The sequence below is a fragment of the Vreelandella sulfidaeris genome (genome assembly GCF_042429665.1).
Taxonomy (GTDB): Bacteria; Pseudomonadota; Gammaproteobacteria; order Pseudomonadales; family Halomonadaceae; genus Vreelandella.
In genome coordinates, this window is the sequence record NZ_JBHMAC010000011.1 from 123166 (window position 1) to 149340 (window position 26175).

The 26175-nt window shown below is 53.8% G+C and carries 23 protein-coding genes; 6 read left to right on the top strand and 17 right to left on the bottom strand.

Annotated elements, in window-relative coordinates:
• Positions 1-29 precede the first annotated feature (29 nt).
• The 3 genes from ACFFLD_RS12475 to ACFFLD_RS12485 form a co-directional block, all read right to left on the bottom strand.
• The gene (locus tag ACFFLD_RS12475; RefSeq protein WP_386041095.1) at positions 30-491 is read right to left on the bottom strand and encodes a DUF6586 family protein; all 462 of its coding nucleotides are present in this window, start codon (positions 489-491) and stop codon (positions 30-32) included.
• Entirely contained in the window at positions 488-3115 is a 2628-nt protein-coding gene (gene topA / locus ACFFLD_RS12480; protein ID WP_386041097.1) for a type I DNA topoisomerase, read from the bottom strand. Before topA ends, ACFFLD_RS12475 begins: the two co-directional genes overlap by 4 nt.
• A gap of 292 nt (positions 3116-3407) precedes the next feature.
• Positions 3408-6074, bottom strand: a complete 2667-nt coding sequence (locus ACFFLD_RS12485; protein ID WP_386041099.1) for a DUF3141 domain-containing protein — start codon at positions 6072-6074, stop codon at positions 3408-3410.
• Between the two features lie 240 nt (positions 6075-6314).
• On the opposite strand from ACFFLD_RS12485, the gene ACFFLD_RS12490 reads away from it, so the two are divergent.
• Both ACFFLD_RS12490 and lipA read left to right on the top strand, forming a co-directional pair.
• A complete protein-coding gene (locus ACFFLD_RS12490) occupies positions 6315-7301 on the top strand; it encodes a LysR family transcriptional regulator (protein WP_386041101.1) in 987 nt (328 codons plus the stop codon).
• A gap of 166 nt (positions 7302-7467) precedes the next feature.
• On the top strand, positions 7468-8526 hold the full coding sequence (gene lipA, locus ACFFLD_RS12495; RefSeq protein ID WP_386041103.1) for a lipoyl synthase: 1059 nt from the start codon (positions 7468-7470) through the stop codon (positions 8524-8526).
• A 65-nt stretch (positions 8527-8591) separates the two neighbouring features.
• On the opposite strand, the gene lipB is transcribed toward lipA, so the two are convergent.
• The 11 genes from lipB to ACFFLD_RS12550 form a co-directional block, all read right to left on the bottom strand.
• Complete coding sequence (gene lipB / locus ACFFLD_RS12500) at positions 8592-9272, bottom strand: lipoyl(octanoyl) transferase LipB (protein WP_386041105.1); 681 nt, start codon at positions 9270-9272, stop codon at positions 8592-8594.
• 2 nt (positions 9273-9274) lie between these two features.
• A complete protein-coding gene (locus tag ACFFLD_RS12505) occupies positions 9275-9586 on the bottom strand; it encodes an HP0495 family protein (RefSeq protein ID WP_386041107.1) in 312 nt (103 codons plus the stop codon).
• 70 nt (positions 9587-9656) lie between these two features.
• Positions 9657-10856 (bottom strand): D-alanyl-D-alanine carboxypeptidase family protein, encoded by a 1200-nt coding sequence (locus ACFFLD_RS12510; protein ID WP_386041109.1) that lies wholly within the window; start codon positions 10854-10856, stop codon positions 9657-9659.
• A gap of 99 nt (positions 10857-10955) precedes the next feature.
• Entirely contained in the window at positions 10956-11969 is a 1014-nt protein-coding gene (locus ACFFLD_RS12515) for a septal ring lytic transglycosylase RlpA family protein (protein ID WP_386041111.1), read from the bottom strand.
• Positions 11966-13015 carry a lytic murein transglycosylase B gene (gene mltB, locus ACFFLD_RS12520; protein WP_386041114.1) on the bottom strand — a complete coding sequence of 350 codons (1050 nt, stop codon included), beginning with the start codon at positions 13013-13015 and terminating at the stop codon, positions 11966-11968. The genes ACFFLD_RS12515 and mltB overlap by 4 nt, the downstream gene beginning before the upstream one ends.
• A 168-nt stretch (positions 13016-13183) precedes the next feature.
• On the bottom strand, positions 13184-14344 hold the full coding sequence (gene rodA / locus ACFFLD_RS12525) for a rod shape-determining protein RodA (RefSeq protein ID WP_386041116.1): 1161 nt from the start codon (positions 14342-14344) through the stop codon (positions 13184-13186).
• Positions 14345-14347: 3 nt separating this feature from the next.
• Positions 14348-16255: a penicillin-binding protein 2 gene (gene mrdA, locus ACFFLD_RS12530; RefSeq protein ID WP_386041118.1), complete on the bottom strand. Its 1908-nt coding sequence runs from the start codon at positions 16253-16255 to the stop codon at positions 14348-14350.
• A 70-nt stretch (positions 16256-16325) separates the two neighbouring features.
• Complete coding sequence (rlmH, locus tag ACFFLD_RS12535) at positions 16326-16793, bottom strand: 23S rRNA (pseudouridine(1915)-N(3))-methyltransferase RlmH (RefSeq protein ID WP_386041120.1); 468 nt, start codon at positions 16791-16793, stop codon at positions 16326-16328.
• Entirely contained in the window at positions 16790-17176 is a 387-nt protein-coding gene (gene rsfS, locus ACFFLD_RS12540) for a ribosome silencing factor (protein WP_386041122.1), read from the bottom strand. Before rsfS ends, rlmH begins: the two co-directional genes overlap by 4 nt.
• 78 nt (positions 17177-17254) lie before the next feature.
• Entirely contained in the window at positions 17255-17914 is a 660-nt protein-coding gene (gene nadD, locus ACFFLD_RS12545) for a nicotinate-nucleotide adenylyltransferase (protein ID WP_386041124.1), read from the bottom strand.
• A 9-nt stretch (positions 17915-17923) separates the two neighbouring features.
• The gene (locus ACFFLD_RS12550) at positions 17924-19231 is read right to left on the bottom strand and encodes a glutamate-5-semialdehyde dehydrogenase (protein ID WP_386041126.1); all 1308 of its coding nucleotides are present in this window, start codon (positions 19229-19231) and stop codon (positions 17924-17926) included.
• Positions 19232-19488: 257 nt separating this feature from the next.
• Here ACFFLD_RS12550 and ACFFLD_RS12555 point away from each other — a divergent pair, with 257 nt between their 5' ends.
• From ACFFLD_RS12555 to ACFFLD_RS12565, 3 genes are read left to right on the top strand one after another with little or no spacing between them, the layout of a single operon-like run.
• Positions 19489-20343: a hypothetical protein gene (locus tag ACFFLD_RS12555; protein WP_386041128.1), complete on the top strand. Its 855-nt coding sequence runs from the start codon at positions 19489-19491 to the stop codon at positions 20341-20343.
• Complete coding sequence (locus tag ACFFLD_RS12560; RefSeq protein ID WP_386041130.1) at positions 20340-21272, top strand: diguanylate cyclase domain-containing protein; 933 nt, start codon at positions 20340-20342, stop codon at positions 21270-21272. Before ACFFLD_RS12555 ends, ACFFLD_RS12560 begins: the two co-directional genes overlap by 4 nt.
• A gap of 42 nt (positions 21273-21314) precedes the next feature.
• A complete protein-coding gene (locus ACFFLD_RS12565) occupies positions 21315-22712 on the top strand; it encodes a bifunctional DedA family/phosphatase PAP2 family protein (RefSeq protein ID WP_386041133.1) in 1398 nt (465 codons plus the stop codon).
• Positions 22713-22731: 19 nt separating this feature from the next.
• On the opposite strand, the gene ACFFLD_RS12570 is transcribed toward ACFFLD_RS12565, so the two are convergent.
• Genes ACFFLD_RS12570 through mpl form a run of 3 tightly spaced genes read right to left on the bottom strand, consistent with a single transcriptional unit; the run spans position 22732 to position 25427 of the window.
• Complete coding sequence (locus ACFFLD_RS12570) at positions 22732-23355, bottom strand: LysE family translocator (RefSeq protein WP_386041135.1); 624 nt, start codon at positions 23353-23355, stop codon at positions 22732-22734.
• Positions 23356-23358: 3 nt separating this feature from the next.
• On the bottom strand, positions 23359-24021 hold the full coding sequence (locus ACFFLD_RS12575; RefSeq protein ID WP_386041137.1) for a flavin prenyltransferase UbiX: 663 nt from the start codon (positions 24019-24021) through the stop codon (positions 23359-23361).
• On the bottom strand, positions 24018-25427 hold the full coding sequence (gene mpl, locus ACFFLD_RS12580) for a UDP-N-acetylmuramate:L-alanyl-gamma-D-glutamyl-meso-diaminopimelate ligase (RefSeq protein WP_386041139.1): 1410 nt from the start codon (positions 25425-25427) through the stop codon (positions 24018-24020). Before mpl ends, ACFFLD_RS12575 begins: the two co-directional genes overlap by 4 nt.
• Positions 25428-25703: 276 nt before the next feature.
• Between mpl and ACFFLD_RS12585 the strand changes: the two genes are divergently transcribed.
• Positions 25704-26090: a glutaredoxin family protein gene (locus ACFFLD_RS12585; protein WP_386041141.1), complete on the top strand. Its 387-nt coding sequence runs from the start codon at positions 25704-25706 to the stop codon at positions 26088-26090.
• The last annotated feature ends 85 nt before the right edge of the window (positions 26091-26175 follow it).

A 26175-nucleotide genomic window follows, 5' to 3' on the forward strand; every position in this document is an offset into this window, starting at 1 on the left:
CGTATAACGAATCCAAGAGCGTATTACTTCTACCACTCTAGGCTGGTTTCGCGCAAAGCACTTATTTCACGTTTGGCAGCCTGAATATTATCAAGCAGCTGTTGGCGAAAATCCGCCTGGCCTCCCAGCGCAATGAGTGCCGGATTAACGGTAACGCGCTGCGCGGCACCTTTGTCGCTATGCAGGCGTTCAAGCTGGGTGACCAGCCAGCTCACCCAACTCTCGGGTTGGGACGCTAAGTCGCGCAGTCGCTGCAATTCCGCAAGCGCAGGCCCATCCTGGGACAGCAACACTTGCCAGCGGTGTTCCGGCAAACGAGCGTGCTCAGTGACTTCACGTAAAAGCGACGATAGTGCCAGTTCAAAGAGCGCTAGCGCGCCCTCCTCAAGCGCCATCTGGCGTGAAGGGGCATGTTCATCATCCCCTCCAGGCAGGTTGGCAAGCAACTCTGCCTGGTAGAGCAACTGGTTAGTCCTCGAACGTGCTGTCACTTACGCTTGTCCTCTACTTGCCATTTATTGCCATCAAACATGGCTTTCCAGCCAGTCGCCTTGCCCTCTTCGTCGGTCATCACGTACTGCTCTTTACTCTTACGCGAGTAACGTATTTGAGCGGGACGTCCATCCGGGTCTTCGCTGGGCGCTTTAAGTATAAAATGATACTTTTCAGGCAGCTCGTCGGCATGTGCTTTGAGCTCTTTGACCAGCGGTGGCCTCGTTTCGCGATTTTTGGGAAACTTACTCGCGGCTAAAAAGAGCCCGCTGGCGCCATCGCGAAGCACGTAATGATCTTCAACTTTTTGGCACTCAAGCTCCGGCATTGGAATAGGATCCATTTTTGGCGGCGCCACTTCCCCGCTCTTCAACAGCTTGCGGGTATTTTTGCATTCACTGTTGGTACACCCAAAATACTTGCCAAAGCGGCCAGATTTCAACTGCATTTCTGAGCCACACTTGTCGCACTCAATCACCGGGCCGTCATAGCCTTTGATCTTGAATTTGCCGCTTTCCACTTCGTAGCCGTCACAATCAGGGCTGTTGCCACAAATGTGCAGCTTGCGCGTTTCATCGATCAGGTAGTTATCCATCGCCGTGCCACATTTTGGGCAGCGACGCTTGGCCCGCAACGCATTGGTTTCGGCCTCTTCGCCGGCGTCTTCGGCAACGGCTTCTTCACCTGGAATCAAATCAATGGTGGTTTTGCAGCGCTCCTTGGGAGGGAGGTTATAGCCGCTACAGCCCAGAAAAACGCCTGTCGAAGCAGTGCGAATCTGCATATGACGGCCACATTTTGGGCAATCGATATTGGTGGGCACAGGCTGATTAGGCCGCATACCGTCATCGCTCTCAGCTTTGGCAAGCTCTTCGCGGAACTCACCATAGAAGGCGTCCAGTAATGCCTGCCAATTGCGCTCTCCTTCTGCGACTTCATCCAGGCTGTCTTCCATGCGGGCCGTAAACGAGAAATCCATCAGGTCCGGAAACGACTCTTTAAGTCGCTCAGTAACGATATCGCCCAGCTTCTCAGCATAAAAGCGTCGATTCTCCAGCTTTACATAACCGCGATCCTGGATCGTTGAAATGATCGACGCGTACGTCGAGGGACGACCGATTCCTTGCTTTTCCAACTCTTTCACTAGGCTCGCTTCGGTATAACGCGGCGCGGGCTTGGTAAAGTGCTGCTGAGGATCCAGCGCATTGAGCGCCATGGGCGTACCCTTTGGCAAATCAGGTAAGCTCTGATCCTCATTCTTGCCGCTGGGCTTCATGACACGGGTATAGCCGTCAAACTTGAGCACACGGCCTTTAGCACGCAGCTCATAACCATCGACCTCGGCACTCAAGGTGCTCGACAGATACTCGGCAGGCGTCATTTGGCAGGCCACGAACTGACGCCAAATCAGTTCATAAAGGCGCTCGGCATCACGCTCCATTCCAGCCAGGTCGGACGCTTTACGCTCAACACTTGAAGGTCGAATAGCCTCGTGTGCCTCTTGGGCGCTCTCTTTGCTGCTGTAGCGATTAGGCGTTTCAGGCAGGTAGCGCTTGCCGAACTCGTTGTCTATGTAACTGCGCACCCCTTCCACGGCATCTTTAGACAAGTTGGTGGAGTCGGTTCGCATATAGGTAATATAGCCCGCCTCGTAGAGACGCTGGGCCATGGTCATGGTCTTTTTAACAGAAAACCCTAACCGACCGCTGGCCGCCTGCTGCAGCGTAGAGGTAATAAAAGGAGCAGTGGGCTTGGAACTGGTGGGTTTATCTTCGCGAGAGGTAATGGCCAGCTTGGCTTTTCTAAGCTGCTCAATACGCGCCAGGGTATCTTTTTCAGAGGTCGGTCTGAAGGCTTTACCCTCTTGGCGTACCAGCGCGAAACGAACGAGCTCGCCCTCGGGTGAGGCTAAGTCGGCATGTACATCCCAGAACTCTTCAGGAATAAAAGCCCGGATTTCCCGCTCACGCTCAACGATCAGTCGAACCGCGACGGATTGCACACGGCCAGCTGACAGCCCTCGTGCCACTTTCGCCCATAGCAAGGGCGACAGCATGAAGCCTACGACTCGGTCGAGGAAACGCCGCGCCTGCTGCGCTTCTACACGGGGAATATTGAGTGCGCCCGGTGCTTTAAAAGCATCTTGAATCGCATTTTTAGTAATTTCGTTAAATACAACACGCTTATAACGGTTATCATCACCGCCGATAGTCTCGCGCAGATGCCAAGCAATCGCTTCACCCTCGCGATCCAAATCCGTTGCAAGATAAACGGCGTCTGCTTTCTCAGCCAACTTTTTAAGTTCAGCGACGACTTTCTCTTTACCAGGTAATACTTCGTAGTGGGCTTCCCAACCATTGTTAGGATCGATACCCATACGCCGGATTAGCTGATCCTGGCTTTTGCGCTTTTTATATTCTGCTTTTTCTTCTGCCGACATCTTACGTGTCGCTGCGGCTTGGCGTGCGCGCTCCTTGGGGTCGGAGGCTGCCTTACCTGAGCCGCTGGTCGGCAGGTCACGTATGTGGCCCACGCTCGACTTCACGATGAAATCGTTGCCGAGATATTTATTAATCGTCTTCGCTTTCGCTGGCGATTCGACGATGACCAGTGACTTGCCCATAGTGCTCCACTTTCCTAATGCACGGGCTGTCTAGCGCGTGCTCTGAATTCGGTACCGCATCGTTGGGATAAACCATCCCCCCAAAAGATACGGATGAAAAAAATGCGCCTACCCTAACTCAGCCCTTGGCTAAGCGCTAGTAGCAAGCAATGCGCGGGATGGATCCTTCGATTTCAGACAAATAGTAGCTAGACACTAGACTGCCACCGACGTTACGGCAACCCAAAAGGTCGTGCAGCAGACAAATCGCCCCCACCAAATTGGCGGGGGCGATTGACATTAACGTACTGTTTTAGCGCTTGGTTGGCTCTTTTTTACGCGTGTCAGTGGTACTTTTAGCATTGGTCTTTGTATCGCTCGAGGTCGCCTCTGGCGTCGAGGTCACGGTCGACTTCTTAGAAGCAGACTGACTCGCCTCATCCTTTACCTTGCTCTCAGTCACCGAGGCTTGGTTCGTCAAGTCATTAGACTTGTCAGATGCGTTGGCGCCAGCTTTTGCCTGTTCAGAGGCCTTCGGCTTGGTCGTAGCCTGTGGCTTGTTATCGTTTCTAGAGCGAGTGTCGGTTTTGGATTTCGTATCGGCGTTCGGCTTGGCGACGGTTTTTGGCTTGGCAGCGGTTTTCTTCTGAGCAGGCTGAGTAGGCGTTGCCTCAACGCTTGCTGTGGGTGCCTGTGCCGCGTTGGCATTAGCCGACTTGGAGGCTTGCCTGGGCCTTGCTTTATCAAACAGGGCCTTGATCTGAGTAAAGCGATCAGCAGAGTTCTTCGTCATCTCACCACTAGCGGCGAATACGTGGTCAAGATGTTGAATATAGCCGTCAATCGCTTCATTGGTTTGCCCATCCAACAAAACAGGCAGCGAATTCAATGCTTGTTCACGATCCAGCTTCAACATGAAGAACTGTTCTCGAACCAGATGTTTAAACTCACTTAGCTTGATACCAGGCTCAAGCTCAGCACGCGAGGCACGCAGGCGTTTAAAGTTTCGCTCATCGGTGGTTGGTGAACCGCCTAACACATAAATAAGTGAACGCATCACCGCTTCATGGGGGCCGCCTTGGGCATATTTCTCACCCAAAGTGTGCTGGCGCTGCTCTACGAAGCGACGGTGTTCGGGTTCAGCACCCGGACGACGGCGATGGACATGAGCGTCTCCATACAAGCCCACGGCAGCCTGCAACAGCGGCTGGCCATAGACGTTCATAAATACCTTTTCAGTCGAGCTATCACGCACATCGCGAATGGCATTGAGGCTAGCGACCAGTTGGTCAGACCCCATGGATTCAAAGGCTTTAAATATATTCTCAGACGACACCTGGTGGCGGTTTTTACGTACCATTTCAGCCATTACCGGCAATGGGACTGACAATGGATTACGATCAGAAAGTAATTTATAGCCCAGGCGGATAGGATGCATACGGCGAATCCAACGAGCAGCTTCAGGCGTTATCGTGGCTTTTAACCAGGGCTGTAGAAATAGCCGGTACAACCCAAGGTTAATTTCTGAAATACGCGCCACCGTCGCAAATCGACGGTCGTCTTCAGGCTTATGCATCACCGCACGATCTAATTCTTCAAAATTGCGCGGCATAAATTCAAGCAGGTAATCACGCTCATACAAGTCAGCGTCAGCGCCTTTTTCAGCTGGCGTGATAGCCGTTTCATACAACCCTGGCGGCATAACGTCGATATAATCCATGTTCGCCGTAAATTCAGTATGCTCTTTACGCGATACGCTGCCCGATACAAAAATCCCTAGATGGCCGGTGGTGTCATGCTGGCAATACACAATCGTCTGATCGTTAGCAATGATGTCGTCTTCGTTTTCGTAAAGATCACGAATCCAGCCGAGTGCTTGAGGAGGCGGGGTAATATCGTCACCACGCGAGCAGAACACCACCACGGGAGAGCGCACATTACGCAGGTCAATACGACGACCGTCGCGAGTCACCAACTGTGCCGTTGAGAGCCGGTTGCCAACGAATAGATTATCGACAATGTATTGGATCTCTTCGCCGCCCAACACAACGTGCCCGCCCCACCAGCGCTCGAAGTCGAGATAGCGACCTGCTTCAGTATCGACATTGTCGTAAAGATGATACTGCTTTTTCCAATAGGTATTGGCGGGATTGAGTCGCTCAAAGTTTTGCACCAGCCAAGCACCGTCAAAAAGACCGTCGCCCATGTCGCTGGTAAACGCGGTTATCCAGCTCCCGCCAGTCATCCCTCCGGTATAGCGCATGGGCGCCTTGCCATGCTCGCCCGCCCAGTATGAAAGCGGCGCACCGGCAATCAGAATAGGTCCAAATACGTCCGGCTCCAGGGCAGCTGCCATCATCAGTTGCCAACCTGCTTGGCAATTACCCACCACCATTGGCTTTTCGGTAGTTTCTGGGTGCAGTTCAATCACATGGCGCAAAAACGCTATTTCAGACTCAACGACGTCTTCAACCGTTTGGCCTGGCTCTGGAAACGGTAAAAACCCTATGAAGTAGCAGGGATGCCCTGCTTTAAGCGCGACCCCCAACTCGCTGTCAGGCTTAAATCCGCCAATCCCTGGCCCGTGGCCCGCACGTGGATCCACCACCACGAAAGGACGTTTTTGGGGATCTATCTCAGTCCCTTCCTTGGGCAGCACGCGCATCAGCTCATAGTTGGTGGGGCGTGGCAGCGTCCGGCCGTCCATTAGCACTTCAGTATCAAACCCCAACACATTGGGCTTGGTCTGCTCCATATGCTCAAGGTACTGATTGCCACGTTGACGCATGACATCCAGATACAAGACGCTGCGCTCAACGCTGTCGCGCCAGTAGCTCACGGCGGCACGCCCAACACCAAATGGGTCGACAAAAGAAGCCATGGCGTCACTAGCCTGCGCCGTGGAGGAATCATTTTTTTGCTTAAGCCATGCACTAGTGAAGGCGCTGACTGGAAACATAGGATTGGCGAGAAAGTTCATAGGTTCTCCCGTGGGTTGATGAACCGGCATCAGACCCGAAAGCAATGATGCTGCAATGCAATATAGTTTAGGCCACTACGCGCGTGGCGTCGATCCTAACGCTGATAAAAACGACTTAGACAGCCTTTCCGCTGTTGAAATAATGTAAAAGATTCAGTAATGGCGTGTATTTACTGGCGATGACGCTTGATACTGAGTTAAATCCTGACATTATTAAGGGATGCTCACGATGAGGTTGCTATGTCGCCCCCTACTCTGCTCAATCGCCTGACCTTTCGGCAGCTACAGGTGTTTCAGGCGGTGTACCAACAACGCTCTTACTCCCGCGCTGCCGAGCAATTAGGGCTTACCCAGCCAGCGGTAAGCGCGCAAATACGTCAACTCGAACTGACACTGGGCCAAGCGCTGTTTAAATATGCGGGCAAAATATTCCATACTCTTCCCGCTGCCGACACCCTGGCTCACTCGACGCGTGAAATTTTTGGCCAGCTTTCACGCCTGCAAATGAACCTATCCACTATTAACGGCAAAATTAGCGGCGAGCTTAATATTGCGGCAGTGTCATCTGCCCAATACGTAGTGCCCTACTTGCTCGCCCGGTTTCGGGCTCACTACCCTGACGTTCATGTGCGTCTAAAAGTATGTAACCGCAGCCAGGCGCTGGAGAGGTTGGCAGAACAGCAAGATGACCTTGTGATTATGGCCATGGTGCCTGAAGACGAACGCCTGGTCGTTATGCCAATACTTGATAATGAACTGATCGCCGTCGTTTGGCCTGAGCATCCGCTGCTGTCTATGCCCGAGCCATCACTGGCAGACTTCGCTCGCCATTACGTGCTCATGCGCGAGCCAGGCTCAGGCGTACGCAACGCTTTCGAGCAAATGGCCGCCAACCAACAGATCGCCCTTTCCCATACAATTGAACTAGGGACCAACGAGGCGATTAAAGGCGGCGTGATGGCCCACTTGGGCGTTGCGGTCCTTCCCCGCCTGGCGGTTCAGCTTGAGCTTGAGCAAAAACTACTGGTGGAGTTGGAGCTTCCTGATTTTCCCATACACCGCTCCTGGTGCACGGTTTATACGCGAGAGCGCTTTCCCACGCCGGTGGCTGAACTTTTTTTAAGTTTTATTCGTGAACATTTAGCCGATTATCGCCGCTATTTCCAGGCGCCCTCCAGCCCGCTACCCAGCCATGGCGTTGCCTGTCTACCCATGCTGCCCCACTAATCCCCATGACGGTGGGCGGTGTCTTGTTAACGGCGAAATATGTTACATTAGACGTTATAAGCACGATAAAATATCGCGCAAACCACGTATTAAATGGTAGGCCAAGTAAGGCGTTTACGCCCGCTCACTCATTCGGCCTACCGCACAGAAGAGAGGCTCTGTCCCTATGAGCAATACCCCCTCGCAGCGTGTCTCTAGCGGTGAAAAATACCGTAACGAACATGGCATGACGGTGATCAAGGATGGCATGAAGCAGCGCAAAGCGCAGGCAGAGGCCCCTTCTCTAGAACGTAAGCCCAAATGGCTCCGCGCCCAGATACCAGGGGGAGAGCGCTTTGAGGCCGTCAAAAAAAATGTCGCCACTCACCGACTAAGCACCGTCTGTGCCGAATCCCACTGTCCTAATATGGGCGAGTGTTGGAGCAACGGTACGGCCACCATCATGCTCATGGGATCGGTCTGCACCCGCGCCTGTCGTTTCTGCGCGGTTGATACAGGCAACCCACAGGGCTGGTTAGATAAAGAAGAGCCTGACAATACCGCTAAATCAGTGGAGTTAATGGGCCTGCGTTATATCGTACTGACGTCAGTGGACCGTGATGATCTGGATGATGGTGGAGCTACCCATTACGCCAACTGCATCCGTGCCATTAAGGCACGTACTCCAGACGTAGTCGTAGAAGCCCTGACCCCCGACTTTGACGGTGAACTTGCGGCCATTGAACGCGTCGTCGATTCTGGCTTACAGGTATTTGCTCAAAACGTGGAAACCGTTGAGCGCTTGACCGGCCGTGTCCGTGACCGCCGAGCGGGTTATCGCAAAACGCTAGACGTACTTGCCCATGCAAAACGCTACCGCCCTGACATCATCACCAAAACCAGCCTGATGCTGGGGCTGGGTGAAACAGATGAAGAAATTTTGCAAACGTTCGATGATCTTCGCGAAATAGGTGTCGATATCGTGACGTTAGGCCAGTATCTTCGCCCAACCAAGTACCACCTGGATGTCGAGCGCTGGGTTACGCCTGAAGAGTTTGACCGGTACCGCGTCATTGGTTTGGAAAAAGGCTTTATGGAGGTTCCTTCAGGTCCGCTAGTACGCTCAAGCTATCGCGCGGATCGAGTTTTCGAGAAGAACAACCTGGGCCTGGCCTCGCCAGCCGCCATTCCAGGCCAAGAAGAGCCAACCAATCCCAACCTGATTCCAACGTTGAGCGTCGGTTAAGCAGGCACATGCGTTTAGTGACCGCTGGCTGGCTGTCACTAAACGCTGCTATTCAGTGTTCACTATTACTGCGGTTGATGAGGCAATAGCGGCGAACGATTAATGCTCACCAGGGTGCGCTTTAACTGATGAGCTAATGAGTCAGCCAACTGTTTGCCAACCTGATGCGGCACTGGAAGATCAACCAAGTCAGCTAACTTCGCCATCGACATGCCCGCATAACCACAGGGGTTAATGCGCAAGAAAGGGCTCAGGTCGCCATCTACATTAAGTGCGACCCCATGAAAACTGGCTCCGCGCCGAATTCTTAGCCCAAGCGAGGCAATTTTTGCCTCTCCCATCGCGGTATCCACATAGACCCCTGGCGCGTCTGGCTTGGCCCGGGCGCTTACCCCGTAAAGACCCAATACCTCAATTACCGCGCGCTCCAACGCAGTAACTAAATCGCGCACGCCGATGCTGCTCCGCCGCACATCCAACAGCGGATACAGCACCACTTGACCAGGGCCGTGATACGTTACCTGGCCACCACGGTCAGTGTGCACGACCGGGATATCACCCGGCAGCAGTAAATGCTCTGGCTTGCCGGCCTGACCCTGGGTAAATACTGGGTCATGTTCTACTAACCAAAACTGATCGGGTGTCTGAGCATCGCGCGTATCGGTCAACGCGCGCATTGCCTCCCATACCGGCTGGTACTTTTGCCGACCCAAGTCATAAAGCTCAATAGGTGTGGTGTCGTCCACGCTTAAACCACCATATGAACACGACCTGTGGCTTTGAGCGCCATAAACACCTCTTTAATATGCTCCTCTCCGGTCGCTCTAATCATCACACGAACGGACTGGAAACGACCATTGCGGCTATCCACCACTTGCATCGTAGTGGCATCAAAATCAGGAGTATGGCGCACAATGACCTGGCAGACACAGGCCGGAAAGTCATCGGCTGCGTCACCCACCACTTTTAACGAGTAGTCACAGGGAAAGGTAATTTTAGGCGGCGCTTGAGCTGCCGGTTGACGCAAATCGCGCAGACCCTGTGAAGCACCTTTTTTCATAACAACCTCATCGTAACAGACCCTAAAACATCGCTAAAAAACGCTTTTAACACTACCCATTAGACAAAACCTAGTCGGTAAAGTTACTAATCAAGCCACTAAAGAAACGTTGCACTTGATCGAAAAGGCGCTTGAAGAGACCGCCTTCTTCAATATTTTCTAACGCTACCAGGCGCCGCTCACCGACCACTTCGTCACCCAGATGAACTTCGAGTGTACCCACCTCATCGCCGATTGAAACCGGTGCCTGCAGATCTGGATTGAGGTTAAGGCGGGCGCGCAGCTCTTCATTGCGGTTGCGCGGCAAGGTCATGAAGACCTCTTCATCCACACCGACTCGTAGCTCGTTAATATCGCCGCCCCACACTCGCGGCGTAGCTAGCACTGCCCCACGCTCATAAAGCTTCATGGTTTCAAAAAAACGGAACCCATAGCTGAGCAATTTCTGGGTTTCCTGCGCCCGCGCTTCATCTGATTGAGTGCCCATGACGACTGAAATTAGTCGCATATCCTCACGCTTGGCCGAGGAGACCAGGCAATACCCAGCTTCCGTTGTCCAGCCGGTTTTTAGTCCATCGACTGACGGGTCACGCCATAACAGCCGGTTGCGGTTGGGCTGATCTATATCGCCATAAGAAAAGGTGCGCTGAGAATAAATTTCATAGTGATCCGGATAGTCATTGATGATATGCCGGGATAGACGCGCCATGTCATGCGCCGTTGAGTAGTGATTCTCAGCAGGCAAGCCAGTCGCGTTCTGGAAGTTGGTATCGTTCATGCCTAGGCGCGTGGCATGCTGATTCATTAAATCTGCAAAGGGTGCCTCGCCTCCGGCCAGGTGCTCAGCCATTGCGACACTGGCATCGTTACCAGACACGATAATAATACCGTGGAGCAGGTTATCAACCGAGACCTGATCACCCACTTCAATAAACATTTTCGAGCCGCCGGTTCTCCAGGCATTCTCGCTGATATTGATCATGTCGGTCAGGTTGATGGTGCCGCGGTCAAGCTCACGCTCAACCAGGTAGGCGGTCATCAACTTGGTCAAACTCGCCGGAGGCAAGCGCTCATCAGAGTTATGCTCCGCTAAAATACGACCACTATTCGCATCCATGAGTATCCATGAACTCGCCGCCAACTGAGGAGCCGCGGGAATAATGGTTTGTGGTTGCGGTATCACCTGAGCAGAAGCAGGCACGGATACGGCCGCCATGGCAGCGAAGAGGCACAGGCGTGCAGAGCGACCAATGGATGTAAACACGTTCATAACGTCAATCTCACTTACTTGAAAGCTAACTTGCAAAGCTTATTTGTAAAATACGGCGGCGCGAAAGGACGCGCCACAATGAGTAAATAGAGGACTTAATTATCGCACAACAAAGACCTGGGGGAACCCTGCTTGACGTAGCGTTTCACGCGCTTGAGCTTCCTGGTCAGCGCTAAGGGGACCTACCTGCACACGATATACCTCGGCGTCGCTCATGATACGCACATCTAATGGCTGCTCAACCTGCAAACGCTGCTGAAGCTGTTGCGCGCCCTCAGGATTACCTAATGCAGCTATTTGCAGGTAAATCATATCGCCCGTCGCTTCCTGGCTTGGCGATGCTTGAGCGACGGCAGGCTGAGGAGCGTTCGCTGTCGACACGGCAGGCGAGGCACCAGGACCGGTATTGGACGGCTGAGGCGCCCTGGCCTGCGTCGGCATCTCAGCACCTCTGCCCTGCTCGGCCAGCCACTGTTCAGGGTTGATCGCCTCTACTTTTACCGACCCTGTCCCATTGTCGAGAAAACCAAGACGAGCCGCTGCCGCATAGGAGAGGTCAATTTCGCGCTCACTATGAAAGGGGCCGCGGTCATTTACCCTAACGATGACTGACCGGCCATTGTCCAGGCTGGTAACCCGAGCAAAGGTAGGGAGCGGTAACGAACGATGCGCAGCCGACATTTTGTACATGTCGTAGATTTCGCCATTTGACGTAGCGTAGCCATGGAATTTTTCGCCATACCAGGAAGCCGTTCCGCTTTTTGCATAACCCGTGGCATCAGGCAAAACATGATAGGTTTTGCCCCACACTTCATAGGTGGCGCGATTACCTGCTCGTGAAGGCGCCTCAATCCGGGGTACGGCGTTCGGCACCTTGGTCACATCGGGTGGCTCAAGCGGATAGGCATCTCCACTCATGGCATAACGCCCACCGCTGGTACCGGCCGGCGCCGCCGCGGTTGTCTGGTTGGTGGTATTGGGCGCTTCAACACGCTGTACGTCATTACTGGCGCAACCACCGACTAGTGCGATTAAAGTCAGCCACCCACTGATTTTTAGCAACGGTGTAAACTGCGCTTGGGCAAGCTGGCGCTTGGATAAACCTAACTTCATCGTTGTTCCTCATGCAGCGCAGCAATCGCTTCGGATAATTCAGTCACCGCCATGGCATAAAGGTGGCTATGGTTGTAACGAGTAATAACGTAAAAGTTGTTCTCACCCAACCGATAGCCAATCTCCCCATCGGCAAACTCAAACGCCAGGGGCATCACCAACATGTCGTCATCAAAAGGCTCGACAGACTCGACACCATGCGCGGCAAGCTGGGCAATGCTTACAGACGGAGAGGATGTTTGGTTAAAAGAGAGCTGCTGTCGTAATGCTGAAGAGAGCTCGTCGGGCCCAGTGGCCTGATGATAAATGGCCTCTCCCGCGCGCCAGCCATGCTCAGAAAAATAATTGGCGACGCTACCAATAGCATCGACCGGATTATCCCAAAGGTCACGGCGCCCATCGTCATCAAAATCGACCGCATAGGCTTGATAGCTGGTGGGTATAAACTGCGGATATCCCATCGCCCCCGCATACGAGCCATGCAGCTCGCCAGGCTCAACATCCTGCTCGTAAGCAATACGCAGGAATGCTGCCAATTCACCGCGGAAGAAGCTGCCTCTGGTAGGATGATAAAAAGCCAGCGTGGCAAGCGAATCAAGCACACGATGCTGGCCTTTATGGCGACCATAATACGTTTCCACACCGATAATGGCAGCGATAATCTCGGCAGGAACACCATAAATGTTCTCGGCGCGCGCAAACGCTTGCGCATGAGCTTCAATAAACTCAGCACCTTCTTCGATGCGCTGCTGGGTCAAAAATATGGCGCGATACTCATGCCATTTCAAGCGACGCTCGGCCGCTCCCTCCATCGCATCCAACACACTCTGGGTATAGGCCGCCTGCCCTAGTGCATCTTTCAGCCAATCTTGTGGCAGCCCTTGTTGGACCAGCTCCGCCATTAACGCCTGGCTATCAGCATTAAGCTCAGGCGCGACGGAGGGGGCTTGCCCCTGTGAAGGTTCTTCAGCAAACGCAGCGGGCGCTCCCCAGCTCAACAACGCTACCAATAAATAGCTGCTCGTCTTCCTTTGAACCTTGGTCATTAACTTTCCACTCCTGGAACTGAAATTCCTGAGCCGCCCCTCCCGTGCTATTTCTTTCCGAGCAATCATTTCTCAACCAATACGTTCTTAAGCAACAGGTTCTGAAGCAACAGATTTTCAAACAATATTAGCTCAATTTAACGTACGCACGATCACTCGGCAGGCTGGCTAGCGGGATAGCAGTCGACGATGGGCATGTATGGACATGAGAATACCGAAACCTGCTAACAAGGTCACGCTTGAGGTACCCCCGTAGCTAACCAGCGGCAGCGGTACCCCTACAACAGGCAAAATACCGCTCACCATGCCCATATTGACAAACACGTAGATAAAGAAGGTTAAAATGATACTGCCCGCCACCAAGCGGCCAAAGGTGTCCTGGGCCGTACTCGCCATCCATAACCCACGACTTACAATTAAAAGATAGAGTGCCAGCAGCACTAGCATGCCCACTAACCCAAACTCTTCACCCAGGACAGCAATGATGAAATCGGTATGCCGCTCAGGTAAAAATTCTAGCTGAGACTGGGTCCCCTGAAGCCACCCTTTGCCCCAAAGACCACCACTACCAATGGCGGTAGTTGATTGAATTATGTTCCACCCCGACCCCAATGGATCACTTTCTGGATTTAAAAACGTCAACACCCGCTGGCGCTGGTAATTGTGCATATTCATCCAGAGCAGCGGCACACCCGCGGCACCCAATGCCATCATAAAGCCGATTAAACGCCACGACAGACCCGCTAGTAGCACCACTATCAGGGCAGCACTCGACACTAGCAGGGAAGTCCCCAAATCAGGCTGAATCGCAGTCAACACCACCGGCACACCGATAATGACCCCACACACCAGAATATCGCGAAAGCGGGGAGGCAATTCACAGCGATTAAGATAGGCCGCCACCATTAGCGGCGCCGCCAGCTTCATCATTTCCGATGGCTGAAAGCGAATCACCCCCGGAATTTCCAGCCAGCGTTTGGCTCCCATGCCGACATCACCCACCACATCGACGGCGACCAGCATGGCAACCCCTACGCCATAGGCCAAGGGGGCCCAGCGCAAGAAAGTGGAAGGTGAAAACTGGGCGATAATAATCATCCCCACTAATGCAATGCAAAAGCGCAGGCCCTGACCAATAACAGCGTCCATCGATTGACCAGAAGCACTGTAAAGCACAATCAAGCCGCTTCCCATCAGCAACAGCAGCAAGCCAAGCAGCCAGGGGTCGAGATGAATTCGTTCCCAAATGCTTTTTCGCCGAGCGATACCGCTTTCAGGAGGGCGTACAGGATGACCGCGCATCGAACGCGTTATAAAATGCCAGGGCATGGCTTAGTTACCCTCCACGTTGGCATTATCTTCTTCGAGTACTTCGCGCACTTCTTCCACATCGGGAGCGTCATCCTTCAATAGCCACGCATCCGTCATGGCACGAGCCAAATGAGCAGCATGGGTACTGCCGCCGCCAGCGTTCTCGACAATGACCGAGACGGCTATTTGAGGATCTTCCAAGGGAGCGAACGCCATGAACAGGGCATGGTCACGTAGCCGCTCAGCCAACTGATCTGCGTTGTAACGCTGATCCTGCCCGAGTGAAAACACCTGGGCGGTGCCTGACTTACCCCCCATGCGGTACTCAAGCCCAACCCCTGTACGACGGGCGGTGCCTTCACTGCCACTGATCACTTTTTCCATACCGTTGAAGACACGATCCCACCAGCCGTCATTGGCCAGTTGAATATCGTCCAATGTATCTGGCAAGTCCCGTGCAACAGGCTCATCACCTATCTGGCGCGCCAACCGTGGCTTCACCCAGTGACCGCGATTGGCAAGCGTAGCGGTGGCGCTGGCAAGCTGAAGCGGCGTAACTTGCCAATACCCTTGCCCAATACCCACCGAGAGAGTTTCACCCGGATACCAAGGCTGGTTAAAGCGACCACGCTTCCAATCCCGGGAGGGCATTAACGCGCTACTTTCGCCTTGCACGTCGTGGGCCACCTGTTGACCAAAACCAAAGTTACTCATTTGCTCATGTAATTTATCAATGCCTAGATCATGCGCCAACGTGTAGTAGTAAGTGTTATTAGAGACAGCTAAAGAGCGCTCCATATCGACACGCCCATGCCCCCACCGCAACCAGTTGCGATAGCGACGCGAGTCATTAGGCAGTTGAAAGTAGCCTGGATCGTTAATCGTACTGTCCGGGGTGATTACCCCTTCGACCAAACCCGCCAAGGCCAGAAAAGGCTTGATGGTAGACCCGGGTGGATAATGGCCGCGTATGGCACGGTTAAAGAGGGGAAGGTCAAGATCCTGCTGTAAAGCGCGGTATGACGCCACATCAATACCGGTGACAAACTGATTACTATCAAACCCTGGTGTCGAGACCATGGCCAGTATCTCGCCAGTGGCCGGGGCGATAGCAACGATAGAACCACGGCGGCCATCAAGCAGATCATAAGCTAGCTGCTGCAGATTTTTATCCAGCGTCAGGGTCACATTGGCACCCGGCACCGGATCAGTTCGACCTAGCTCTCTCAAGACCCGTCCACGCGCATTCGTCTCTACTTTGCGTAAGCCCGCTTCGCCGTGAAGCTCCTCTTCATAAAAACGCTCAATACCCGTTTTACCGATAAAGTGCGTACCCGCATAGCGACCCGCATCCAACGTTTCCATTTCTTCTGCGTTGATACGCCCCACATAACCCAATGCGTGGGCCATTATCTCAGCATCGGGATAGAAACGCAGTGGCTGGGCTTCTATCTCCACCCCCGGCAAACGGTGGCGGTTAACCGCTAAGCGCGCAATTTGCTCTTCACTTAAATCACTGGTTAACAGAGCGGGCTGAAAAGGCCGTTGGCGCTGGCGCGACCTAACATTAAATGCCTCTATCTCTTCATCAGGTAGCTCGAGCAACTCGACCAGCAGCGCCAAGGTGTCATCTAAGTCATCAACGCGCTCACGAACTAACGTCAGGTTGTAAGTGGGACGATTTTCAGCCAGCAGCACGCCATTACGATCGTAGATTAGCCCTCTGTTGGGCGGAAGTGGCTCGACACGCACACGGTTATTCTCGGAACGCGTGCTATACATATCGTGCTGAACGATTTGCAAATAGACGAGTCGCCCCATCAATAAACTAGCGAGAGTCAACACCACCAATATGGCGAGAAACGCTCTCACTCGGAAAATACGTAATTCTTGCTCGGAATTTTTTAGCGTGTTGGGGCGCTTGAGCATGACGACGATGACTCTCAAAACAAACGAATGGCGCAATAAACCGCTGACTGAAATTACTCACCATTAGCCATTAGCGGTGATAGGGGTGGCCGACCAAAAGTGTCCAAGCGCGATAGAGTTGCTCGGCCAGCATAATCCTCACCAGCGGGTGAGGTAGCGTTAAAGGAGATATCGACCAGGTTTTATCGGCCATCGCAGAGAGCGAAGGCTCAAGTCCGTCAGGCCCACCCACCAGCAATACGATATCGCGCCCAGACATGCGCCAGTCTTGGGCTTCTTCCGCTAGCTGCTCGGTCGTCCAGGGTTTGCCTTTAACTTCCAACGCTATTACATATTCGTCGCCGCGTAGCTTGTCACGAATACGCTGAGCCTCCTGAGCTCGCGCCTTGGAGATATCAGCGTTTTTACCGCGTTGGCCAAGAGCAATCTCTTCGATGTCGAGCATAAAGTCTTTGGGCAACCGTTTGCGGTAAGTGTCGATGCCCTCTTCTACCCATCCAGGCATTTTACTACCTACCGCTAACAGCCGTATCCTCATGACATACCGGCTCGCTCTTGAAAGCGCTCAAGTGCCTCGCCGATCGCACCGGAATCGCTTGGCAGATCAGCCCATAGGCGCTCCAGGTCATACTGAGAACGGGCCTCGGGCATCATGACATGAACTACCACGTCGCCTAGGTCAACCAACACCCAGTCAGCATTATCGCCGCCTTCAACGCCTAACGGCCCAAGACCTGCGGCCTTGGCTTTTTCCACTACGTTTTGTGCAAGCGCAGCCACATGACGTGTCGAGGTCCCGCTGGCGATCAGCATCAGATCGGTTACCTCAGTTAATTTAGCAACATCTAACTGCGTAATGTCACGTGCTTTCAGTTCTTCTAGCGCGTCAACCGCTAGATTTTTCAATGTATCGATGTGCATGACTCCTAAAGAGAACCTCATTGGGTAATCGGCCAATAAAGCCGGCCATTGTAACGGCTTCTTTGATGACTGCCAGCGCTATTCGTTGCGTTGATAAAGTTTGCCAGACTCAATGGCTTGTTCGACCGTCGCAGGTACCAAATAACGCACGCTTTTGCCCGCCTCCAGACAGTGGCGAATATAGGTGGCCGACACCGCCATCTGAGACGGCAATTCAAGCGACAAATATCCGCCACAGGGGCGCTCCATCAATGCCTCTACGCTATCGACTCTACGATGCTCCACCAGTTCCATTAATGATGCTGACAGCGCATCGCAATAGCCTGGCCGTGCCATCACCACTAGGTGAGCCAGTTCAAACAAGCGCTCAGGTTGATGCCAGTCGGTAAGCCGCAAAAAGGCATCGTAGCCAATCACCATCACTAACCGTGTATCGCTGCCGTACTCGATACGCAGTTCAGCTAGCGTATCAGCACTATAGGAAGGCCCCTCACGCAGCAGTTCACGGTCATCAGCCACTAATCCTGGCGTATTGCCGATACCTGTTTTTAGCAGCGCCAACCGCTGCGTTGCCGACACTTGCGGCCTATCACGTAGCGGCGGCTGCTGTGCAGGTATCATATGCAGTTGATCAAGCGCTAATAACTCCTGCAGTTCGATGGCGCTACGCAGATGCCCCACGTGAATGGGGTCAAACGTACCTCCTAACATGCCAATACGCTGCGTCGATTGATTCATGCCACCACCTTAGTTACGCACCTGGCCGTCACCGAACACCACGTATTTTTGCGTGGTGAGCCCCTCCAATCCGACGGGCCCACGCGCATGAAGCTTGTTGGTTGAAATACCGATTTCGGCGCCTAAGCCATACTCAAACCCGTCGGCAAAGCGGGTAGAGGCATTGACGATGACCGAGCTTGAGTCCACTTCCGCCATAAAACGACGCGCCAATGAATAATCTTGAGTGACAATCGCATCGGTATGGTGAGACCCGTACTGCTCTATATGCGTTATCGCCTCGTCGATGCCGTCCACTACTTTGATGGCCAACACCGGCGCCAAGTACTCAGCGTACCAATCCTGTTCATCGGCTGCCGACGCCTGGGGTAACAGCGCTTGTGTGCGCTCACAGCCACGCAGCTCGACCTCGTGTTCGGCATAAGCACGGGCTAGTTCGGGCAATATCAAGTCGGCAATCGGTGCGTCGACCAACAGTGTTTCCATTGTATTGCAGGTGCCGTAGCGATGCGTTTTTGCATTAACAGCAATCGCCAACGCCTTGGCTGGGTCAGCGGTGGTATCAATATACACATGACAAACGCCGTCGAGATGTTTGATGACCGGCACACTGGCATCACGCGTGATGCGCTCAATGAGAGACTTGCCGCCACGGGGAATAATCACATCCACGTAGTCAGGCATACAGATCATTTCCCCGACCGCCGCGCGGTCAGTGGTTGCGACTACCTGCACACACCCTGCCGGCAGCCCCACGTCGGCTAACCCGGCTTGTATGCAGTCGCTAATCACAGCGTTAGAGGCACTCGCTTCCGACCCACCCCGTAAAATGCAGGCATTGCCCGACTTCAAGCACAGGCTGGCGGCCTCCATGGTGACGTTGGGGCGCGATTCAAAAATAATGCCGACAACCCCTAGCGGTACGCGCATCTTCCCCACCTGAATGCCGCTTGGGCGATAGCGCATGTCGCTAATCTCGCCGACCGGGTCTGGCAGGTCGGCGACTTGCCGGAGCCCTTCAATCATGGCATCAATACGGTCATCGTTGAGGGCTAGCCGGTCCAGCAAGGCGCTGTCTAGATCATTCTCCCGGCCGCGCTGTAAATCCTCGGCGTTGGCGTCTAGAATGCGGCCACGCGAATCAGCCAGGCGCGTTGACATCGCCGCTAGCGCACGATTTTTCAGCCCTGTATCGGCCTGACGAAGTTCACGAGCGGCTAAGCGTGCAGACTGCCCCAGGGCCTGCATGTAGGCGGTGATATTGCCAGTCGAAAGGTGCTGGCTGGCTTCGTCTTGGAACGGTATTGAAACGCTCATGCAATCTCCGTGCGTCATCGCGCATACTAAAATTAAGGGCGCCCTAAACAGTATCAGGGACGGTTATTCTGTCAATGTGGTGCTAATGACGGCTAAGCATAGGCGCAAAGCCATTAAATATTTGTGCTTATGTTACGCTAATGCGACGTTATACTAAGAACGGTTAAGGCGCTAACGTGAGTTGTGTCGGTAGATTGGCTGACATTAACCCACTTGCTGGGATTCATAAGGTTATTCAGGACGAATAGTAAGCCACCATGCAAAGCAAGTACAAAATCCGGCTGTTACGGGCGAATCTTTTAGCAGCGGCCGCTGCCTTGGCACTATGGACGCCTTCCACGCCACCTGCGGCGGCCCTGGCTCTGTGGTTTTCTATTGGCTGGCTGTTGATCACTGCGCTCATGCTCGACTTCAGCCATCGCCGCTCGCGCGGGTTGCCTTGGCAGATTGTGCCCGGCGCGCTTTTAGTGTGTTTAATAGCGACTGCGCCGGAACGGCACGGCATTTTAATATGGGCTTGGGCGGCGATGCTAATGTTGCCACAAAGCCGTTGGGTCGCGGCGTTTAATCTAACCGCCGCGCTGCTCAGCTCGATACTGGTGATACCGGCACTGGATGGCCCCGCCTTTATTCTATTGATCTGCACACTATTAGTACTGGGTCTGCTCTCGCTATCCAGAGCACAGCAGCTGATCGATATGAACGGCTCTATCCGTCAACGCTTACGCTTGATTCCCGGCCTTAATCTATGGGCTGGCGAGCAACTGCTGCGCGACATCAGCCGAGAGCAAACACGCTCTGAACGCGAAGGTGTTCATGCAGAAATATTTATTTTGCATGTCAAACGCCATCAGCTTTGGCCCATAGCACAAAGACTATGCGAGCTAACCTATGACTTTGAAAACGTTTACCGCCTGGACGCCACAACGCTGGTCACTTTGATTCTATCCCGTTCGCAGGCAGAAGCGTCAAACCGCCGTCGTCTGCTACTCGAAGACTTGCCCGACAATATTACCAGCGAACATCTAGCGTTGATTGATATTGAGACGACCACGTTATCAGTAACAGAAATGAGCAAATTGCCGGCTGAGCGGGCGCGAGAGACGATATGACCGAGCTTTTAATTCCCAAACGGCTAATGACGTTAGCGTATAGCGCCAGTATCGCACTAATGGCCGGCTTTGCCTTGTGGCTCTATGCCATGGGCGATTACCGCGACCTACTCATCCCTACGTTCATGACCTTGCTGCTCATGTCCGCCCTACTCATGCATATTGGGCAAGGACTAAAAAGCTACCTGCCTCGTTTTGTACTGCTGTTTTGTACCTATTCAGTCGTGTTGAGCGCTTTTTATTATCATCCACAAATGTCTCCTATTTGGCTCGGCCTGCCGATTACCGCCGCTTTTTTACTGCTGCCGCTGGGGGCTGCCTTAGTGATCAATATTGGTGCCGGGCCATTATGGTGGCTACTGCCCTCGGTAGCGGCTTCGCCACCCGCCACAATCGTGGGTTACGCGGCCTTGACGTTACTGCTCGCGCTTCCCCGATGGGAGCATGCACGTCGTCGAGCGTTATTGCGTGCAACCGACCCCAACGACAGTGATTGCGATGCCTATCACATTGATACTCTAAAAGAGCGCTTACATAGCGAGTTCCAGCGGGCAGCCATGCTGAATCAGCAGCTAGCGGTGCTGGTACTGCACCTGCCACAGCTGGATATGGCGGCAGAACAGTTCGGCCATCGAGCCCAAACGGCCATCCTAGGAGCACTCTGCAGCGAGGTGAATAGCCGCTGTCGTGACCATGACGTGTTAGGCCGGGCAGAAAACGCAACGTTTTGGCTTGTCTTGCCAGATACAAGCGAAAGCGGTGCCCTACTCGTCCGTGAGCGCTTGCAACGAGCCCTTTCCCAATGTGTGTTGGTAGAAACAGGCCAGCTTGAAGCGCGCATTGCGGCCTGCTTACCCAGCCCAGCCGAGCACTTTCAGCACTATTTAAAGCGTCTTGAAGCACGTGGTGCTGCCCTCGCCAACGTATAGTCCTCTTTTTTCAATAATGCTTACTTGTCGACGGAGAAGTCTGTGTCGCTAGCCGATATGCTTTATTCATTAACCCCCTCACCCCCGCTGTTAATTGGTCTGGTGCTGGTCATTTCATTAGCAGAATCCCTGGCCCTGGTAGGGCTGCTGGTGCCGGGAGTGGTATTAATCACTACGGCGGCATCGCTGGCCGGACATCAGGATATCGCCTTGGCCTGGCTGATAGGGGCGGCTTTCGTGGGCGCCGTGCTGGGCGATAGCATCAGTTTTACCTTGGGGTTTAAGCATCGCGAGCAAGTCACTCGACGCTGGCCCCTGTCACAACATCCGGAATGGCTGGAGCGTGGGGCGCGCTTTTTCAAACGCTACGGTGTGTGGTCAGTCTTTATCGGCCGATTTGTCGGCCCTGTCCGTCCGGTTATCCCGCTGGTAGCGGGGATGATGCGGATGCCGCCAAACACCTTTATCTGGGCGAATATATCCTCAGCGGCCATTTGGGCCCCCGCCTATTTACTGCCTGGTTATGTCCTCGGCCGCACGTGGCAGCATCATTTTAATCTCCCTCCTGGTATCGAGGCGGCTTTATTGACACTGGCTGCGATAACGGTCGTACTCGCGGTCATTTTTTCGTGGGGCCGACAGCAAGCATCGCGCCACGGCAGGCTTTATCGAGCGATCGTGGTTAGCATTCGCCGCGTACCGCTGCTACGCCGGCCATGGCTCGCCATGAGCCAGACAGGCGATGTACCCCTCGCCTCCATGCTTTTACTCGTGTTGGCGCTAGGCAGCCTATCCGGCTGGACACTGCTGGTCATCAGCCATCAAGAACCGCTGATAATGGATCTGTTCGTTCAGAACCTGTTTGTGAGTCTGCACAGTGATTCCATGTACACCTTGGGGAATATCTTTGCCCGTATCGGCGACCTCTTAGGCATTTTCGTCATCGTTCTGCCTTGGGGGTTATGGCTATTAATGGCTAAAAGATGGGACGCCTTGCTGCATATTGGCGGCGCTTTTGCAGGCGTGGCGGTGCTTAACATCATTGGAAAAGGAGTATTTGGACGTGCTCGTCCCGACACGCCAGACTACCTGATGGGCTCATTTTCCTACCCCAGCGCGCACACTTCCACCGCAGTGGTGTTATGTGGCCTGGCAGCAGCCTTCATAGCGGCCGAATTACCGCGTCAAAAACGCTTTTGGGCTTACTGGATAGCGTTAGCCTTTGCGCTGCCGATGGCTTTATCACGCCTAATGGTCGGTGTTCATTGGTTCAGTGATTTGGTGGGAGGGGCACTGTTGGGACTGGTGGTATGTGCGCTCACCCTGCTGCATTGGCAGCAACAGCCAAGGGCAACGTTAAGACCCTGCCCTTGGCCGCTGCTATTACTCGCTTCTTTAGTGCTTCTCAGCGCACGTGTTATTTTGCTGCCACCGGTCTAGGCAGAAACCAATGCTCTGGCTAGCCAAGCGCTAACCAGAGCCCAACGCCAATCATAAGCGTGCCTGCGATACGATTCAGCAAGCGCACGTTGCCACTTTTACCGAGCACGTTGCGCAGCGATTTCCCGCCAGTGGCATATACCAGCATACTGGCAAACTCGATACTTAGAATGACGCTAATCAGCAGCATCAGCTGGCCTGGCAGGGGTCGACTACTGTCTAAAAAAGGCGGCAACAGCACCATAAAAAATGCCCACCCCTTGGGATTGGCCACCGCAGTAACAAAACCTTGTATGGCTAGCTGCATGGGACTAGCGGGGGGACCAGCATCCAACTCATTAGGGATAGCCATGCGTCCCCTTGAGCGCCACATCATCACCCCTAAATAGCCGAGATAGGCGCCGCCTACCCATTTAAACAACACAAATATTTCAGGTTGGCGCAGCATGAGTGCAGCCACCCCTGCGCCGGCAGCCGCTGCCACCAAGCCGACCCCCAGCAGTTCGCCTATCATCATCCATAGTGTTCGCTTCACCCCCTGGGTCATCCCCAGCACCATGGCAAGGGTCATGCACATACCCGGGGTTAATGAAACGAACAAAAACGTTGGTACAAAAACGGACAGCGTTGCCCACGACATCATAAGTCACTCATGGTTAGGTATGGAGTTGTTCGCCGCATCTACCTCACCCCAGCGAGGCACCAGCGTATGCTCAATGGCCAACTGGTTCAGGATTCGCGCCACAATAAAATCAATTAGATCATCAATACCTTGAGGGCGGTGATAAAACCCCGGAGCAGCGGGTAGGATAACCACGCCCAGACGGCTCAACGTCAGCATATGCTCGAGATGAAGGGGTGATAGAGGAGTTTCCCGGGGCACCAGCACCAGCGTTCGACGCTCTTTAATCGCTACATCGGCCGCTCGCTCAATCAGGTTATTACTCGCCCCGGTGGCGACAGCTGAAAGCGTCCCTGTTGAACATGGACAGACCACCATCGCCGAAGGCGCCCCGGAGCCTGAGGCCACGGGTGCCATCCAGTCTTCACGAGCAAAACAGCGAATCTGCCCTGGCTGCGCACCGCTGCGCTCGCTCAACGCCTGGGCTAGACGCGTGGGCTGGGCGGGCAGCTCGATATCGGTTTCCGTGGCGATAACCATGTGCGCGGCCTTTGAAATCATGACCCATACCTCATGACCCGCCGTGACCAATACCTCGATCAGACGTAGCCCATACTGCGCCCCTGACGCACCAGTCAGTGCTACTGTCACCGGCTTTTTAAACGATTGCGGCTCAATGTCACTCATTCATGTCCCTCGTTGGCAGTGGCTAAGGCCGCAAGCAAACGCTCATGCACGCCGCCAAACCCACCATTGGACATAACGACAATACGATCCAAGGGTGACGCTTGTGCTACGACGGCTGCCACTAGCTGATCAAGGTCACTAAACAGCTGCCCACGCCCTGCCTGTAACGCCACCACTTCCTCCAAAGACCAATCAAGACCCGGGGGCTGAAACCAAAAGACATTGTCCGCGTCGGCCACGCTCTCGCTTAGTCGCTCGCGCAGTGCGCCTAAGCGCATCGTATTGGAGCGGGGCTCAATAACCGCCAGCAGGCGCCCTTTTGGGGTCGCTGCGCGTAGTCCATTGAGCGTGGCGGCAATCGCCGTGGGGTGATGGGCAAAATCGTCGATCACCTGAATGCCGTTAATTTCACCTCGCACCTCCTGACGTCTTCTCGGCGTTTCAAAACGTGCCAGCGCTGCACAGCCGCGCGCCAAATCAACCCCACACAGGTGTGCCGCCGCCAGCGCGGCAAGGGCATTACGCGCGTTATGCTCGCCGGTAAGCGCCCATTCCACGACGCCATCTTCTTCTTGGCGCACATGATCAGGGGGGCTATCGGCGGGGCAATGAAGCACCTGAAAGCGACTAGCATCCGCACGCTCAAGCGACAGTTGCCATTCACTGGTGGGTTGATCACCAAAATGCGCTATCGGCGTCCAGGCGCCCTGTTCCAGCACTCGCTCAAGCGCGGGTTGCTGATCGGCTACCAGTAAATGCCCCTGACTGGGTACCGTGCGCACCATGTGATGGAACTGGCGCTCAATAGCGGCCAGATCGGGAAAAATATCGGCGTGGTCAAACTCAAGATTATTAAGTATCGCGATGTCAGGACGATAGTGAACAAACTTGGAGCGCTTATCGAAGAAGGCTGTATCGTATTCATCGGCCTCCACAACAAACGGCGCCTGGGTATCGCCCAGCTGCGCCGACACACCAAAATTGCGCGGCACCCCGCCAATTAAAAAGCCCGGCGCTAATCCAGCGCTTTCCAGCAGCCAGGCAAGAATGCTCGCGGTCGTTGTTTTGCCATGAGTACCTGCCACCGCAATCACTCGCCTACCGGGCAATACATGCTCTGCCAGCCACTGAGCGCCCGAGGTATAGGGCAGGCCGCTATTGAGCAACGCCTCTACCTCTTCATTACCTCGAGAGATGGCGTTGCCCACTATCACCAAATCCGGCGCGGGCACCAGGTGCTGCGCGTGATAGCCTTCCTTTAATGCTATACCTGCCTCAGCAAGCTGGGTGCTCATGGGTGGGTAAACATGCTGGTCAGAGCCACTCACCTGATGTCCTAACTCACGCGCCAGCAGCGCCAGGCTACCCATAAAGGTGCCGCAGATACCCATAATATGCAGATGCATGGCTCTCGCCCCGTAATCGCTAATCAACTAATGTGTATAAGCCGATTTAATAAAAGCCAAAAAATGACGTAAAAATAGACAAATAGCCTAGCACGCTGACTCGTTTTGCTCACCATCTCATCGCTTTAGCGCGCGATTAAGGCAGGCCAAACGTTCCTCGAGTGACAAATCCTTTCGGGTGTTGCAGGATGCGTGGCCACTAACACGCAATGATGAGTACGCTTTCTTCTACTTGGCACGCTGAGGTAAGCTAGTACATCAGCATAGGAGCCTTTAATGCGTATTTTAATCCGCTACTTTTTCCGTGGTGTTCGCCTGGTGCTTGCCCCGTTCATGTTGATGTCTGAAAAGCTATCAACACCTAAATCGATCGAGCGCTCACCGGAACAACAAGCACAGGTGGATCAAGCGTGCCAGCAGCTGGCGCTATATCAATTTCGAACCTGCCCTTTTTGTATCAAAGTACGTAAAGAGATAGCCCGACTGGGGCTAAACATTGAGCTTCGTGACGCACAGCTCGATCCTGCCCATAAGCAGGCGCTGCTAGAAGGCGGCGGTAAAGTCAAAGTACCTTGTCTAAACATTACCCACGATGACGGGCGTGAAGAGTGGATGTACGAATCTGACACCATTAATGCATGGCTTCATCGCAGATTTGGCTAACGTTACGCCTATACAATAATGCCTACCTAGCCGCACACGCCGTTTAGTAAATCTACGCTGGTGGGCGTTGTCTCTGTGCAAGCCC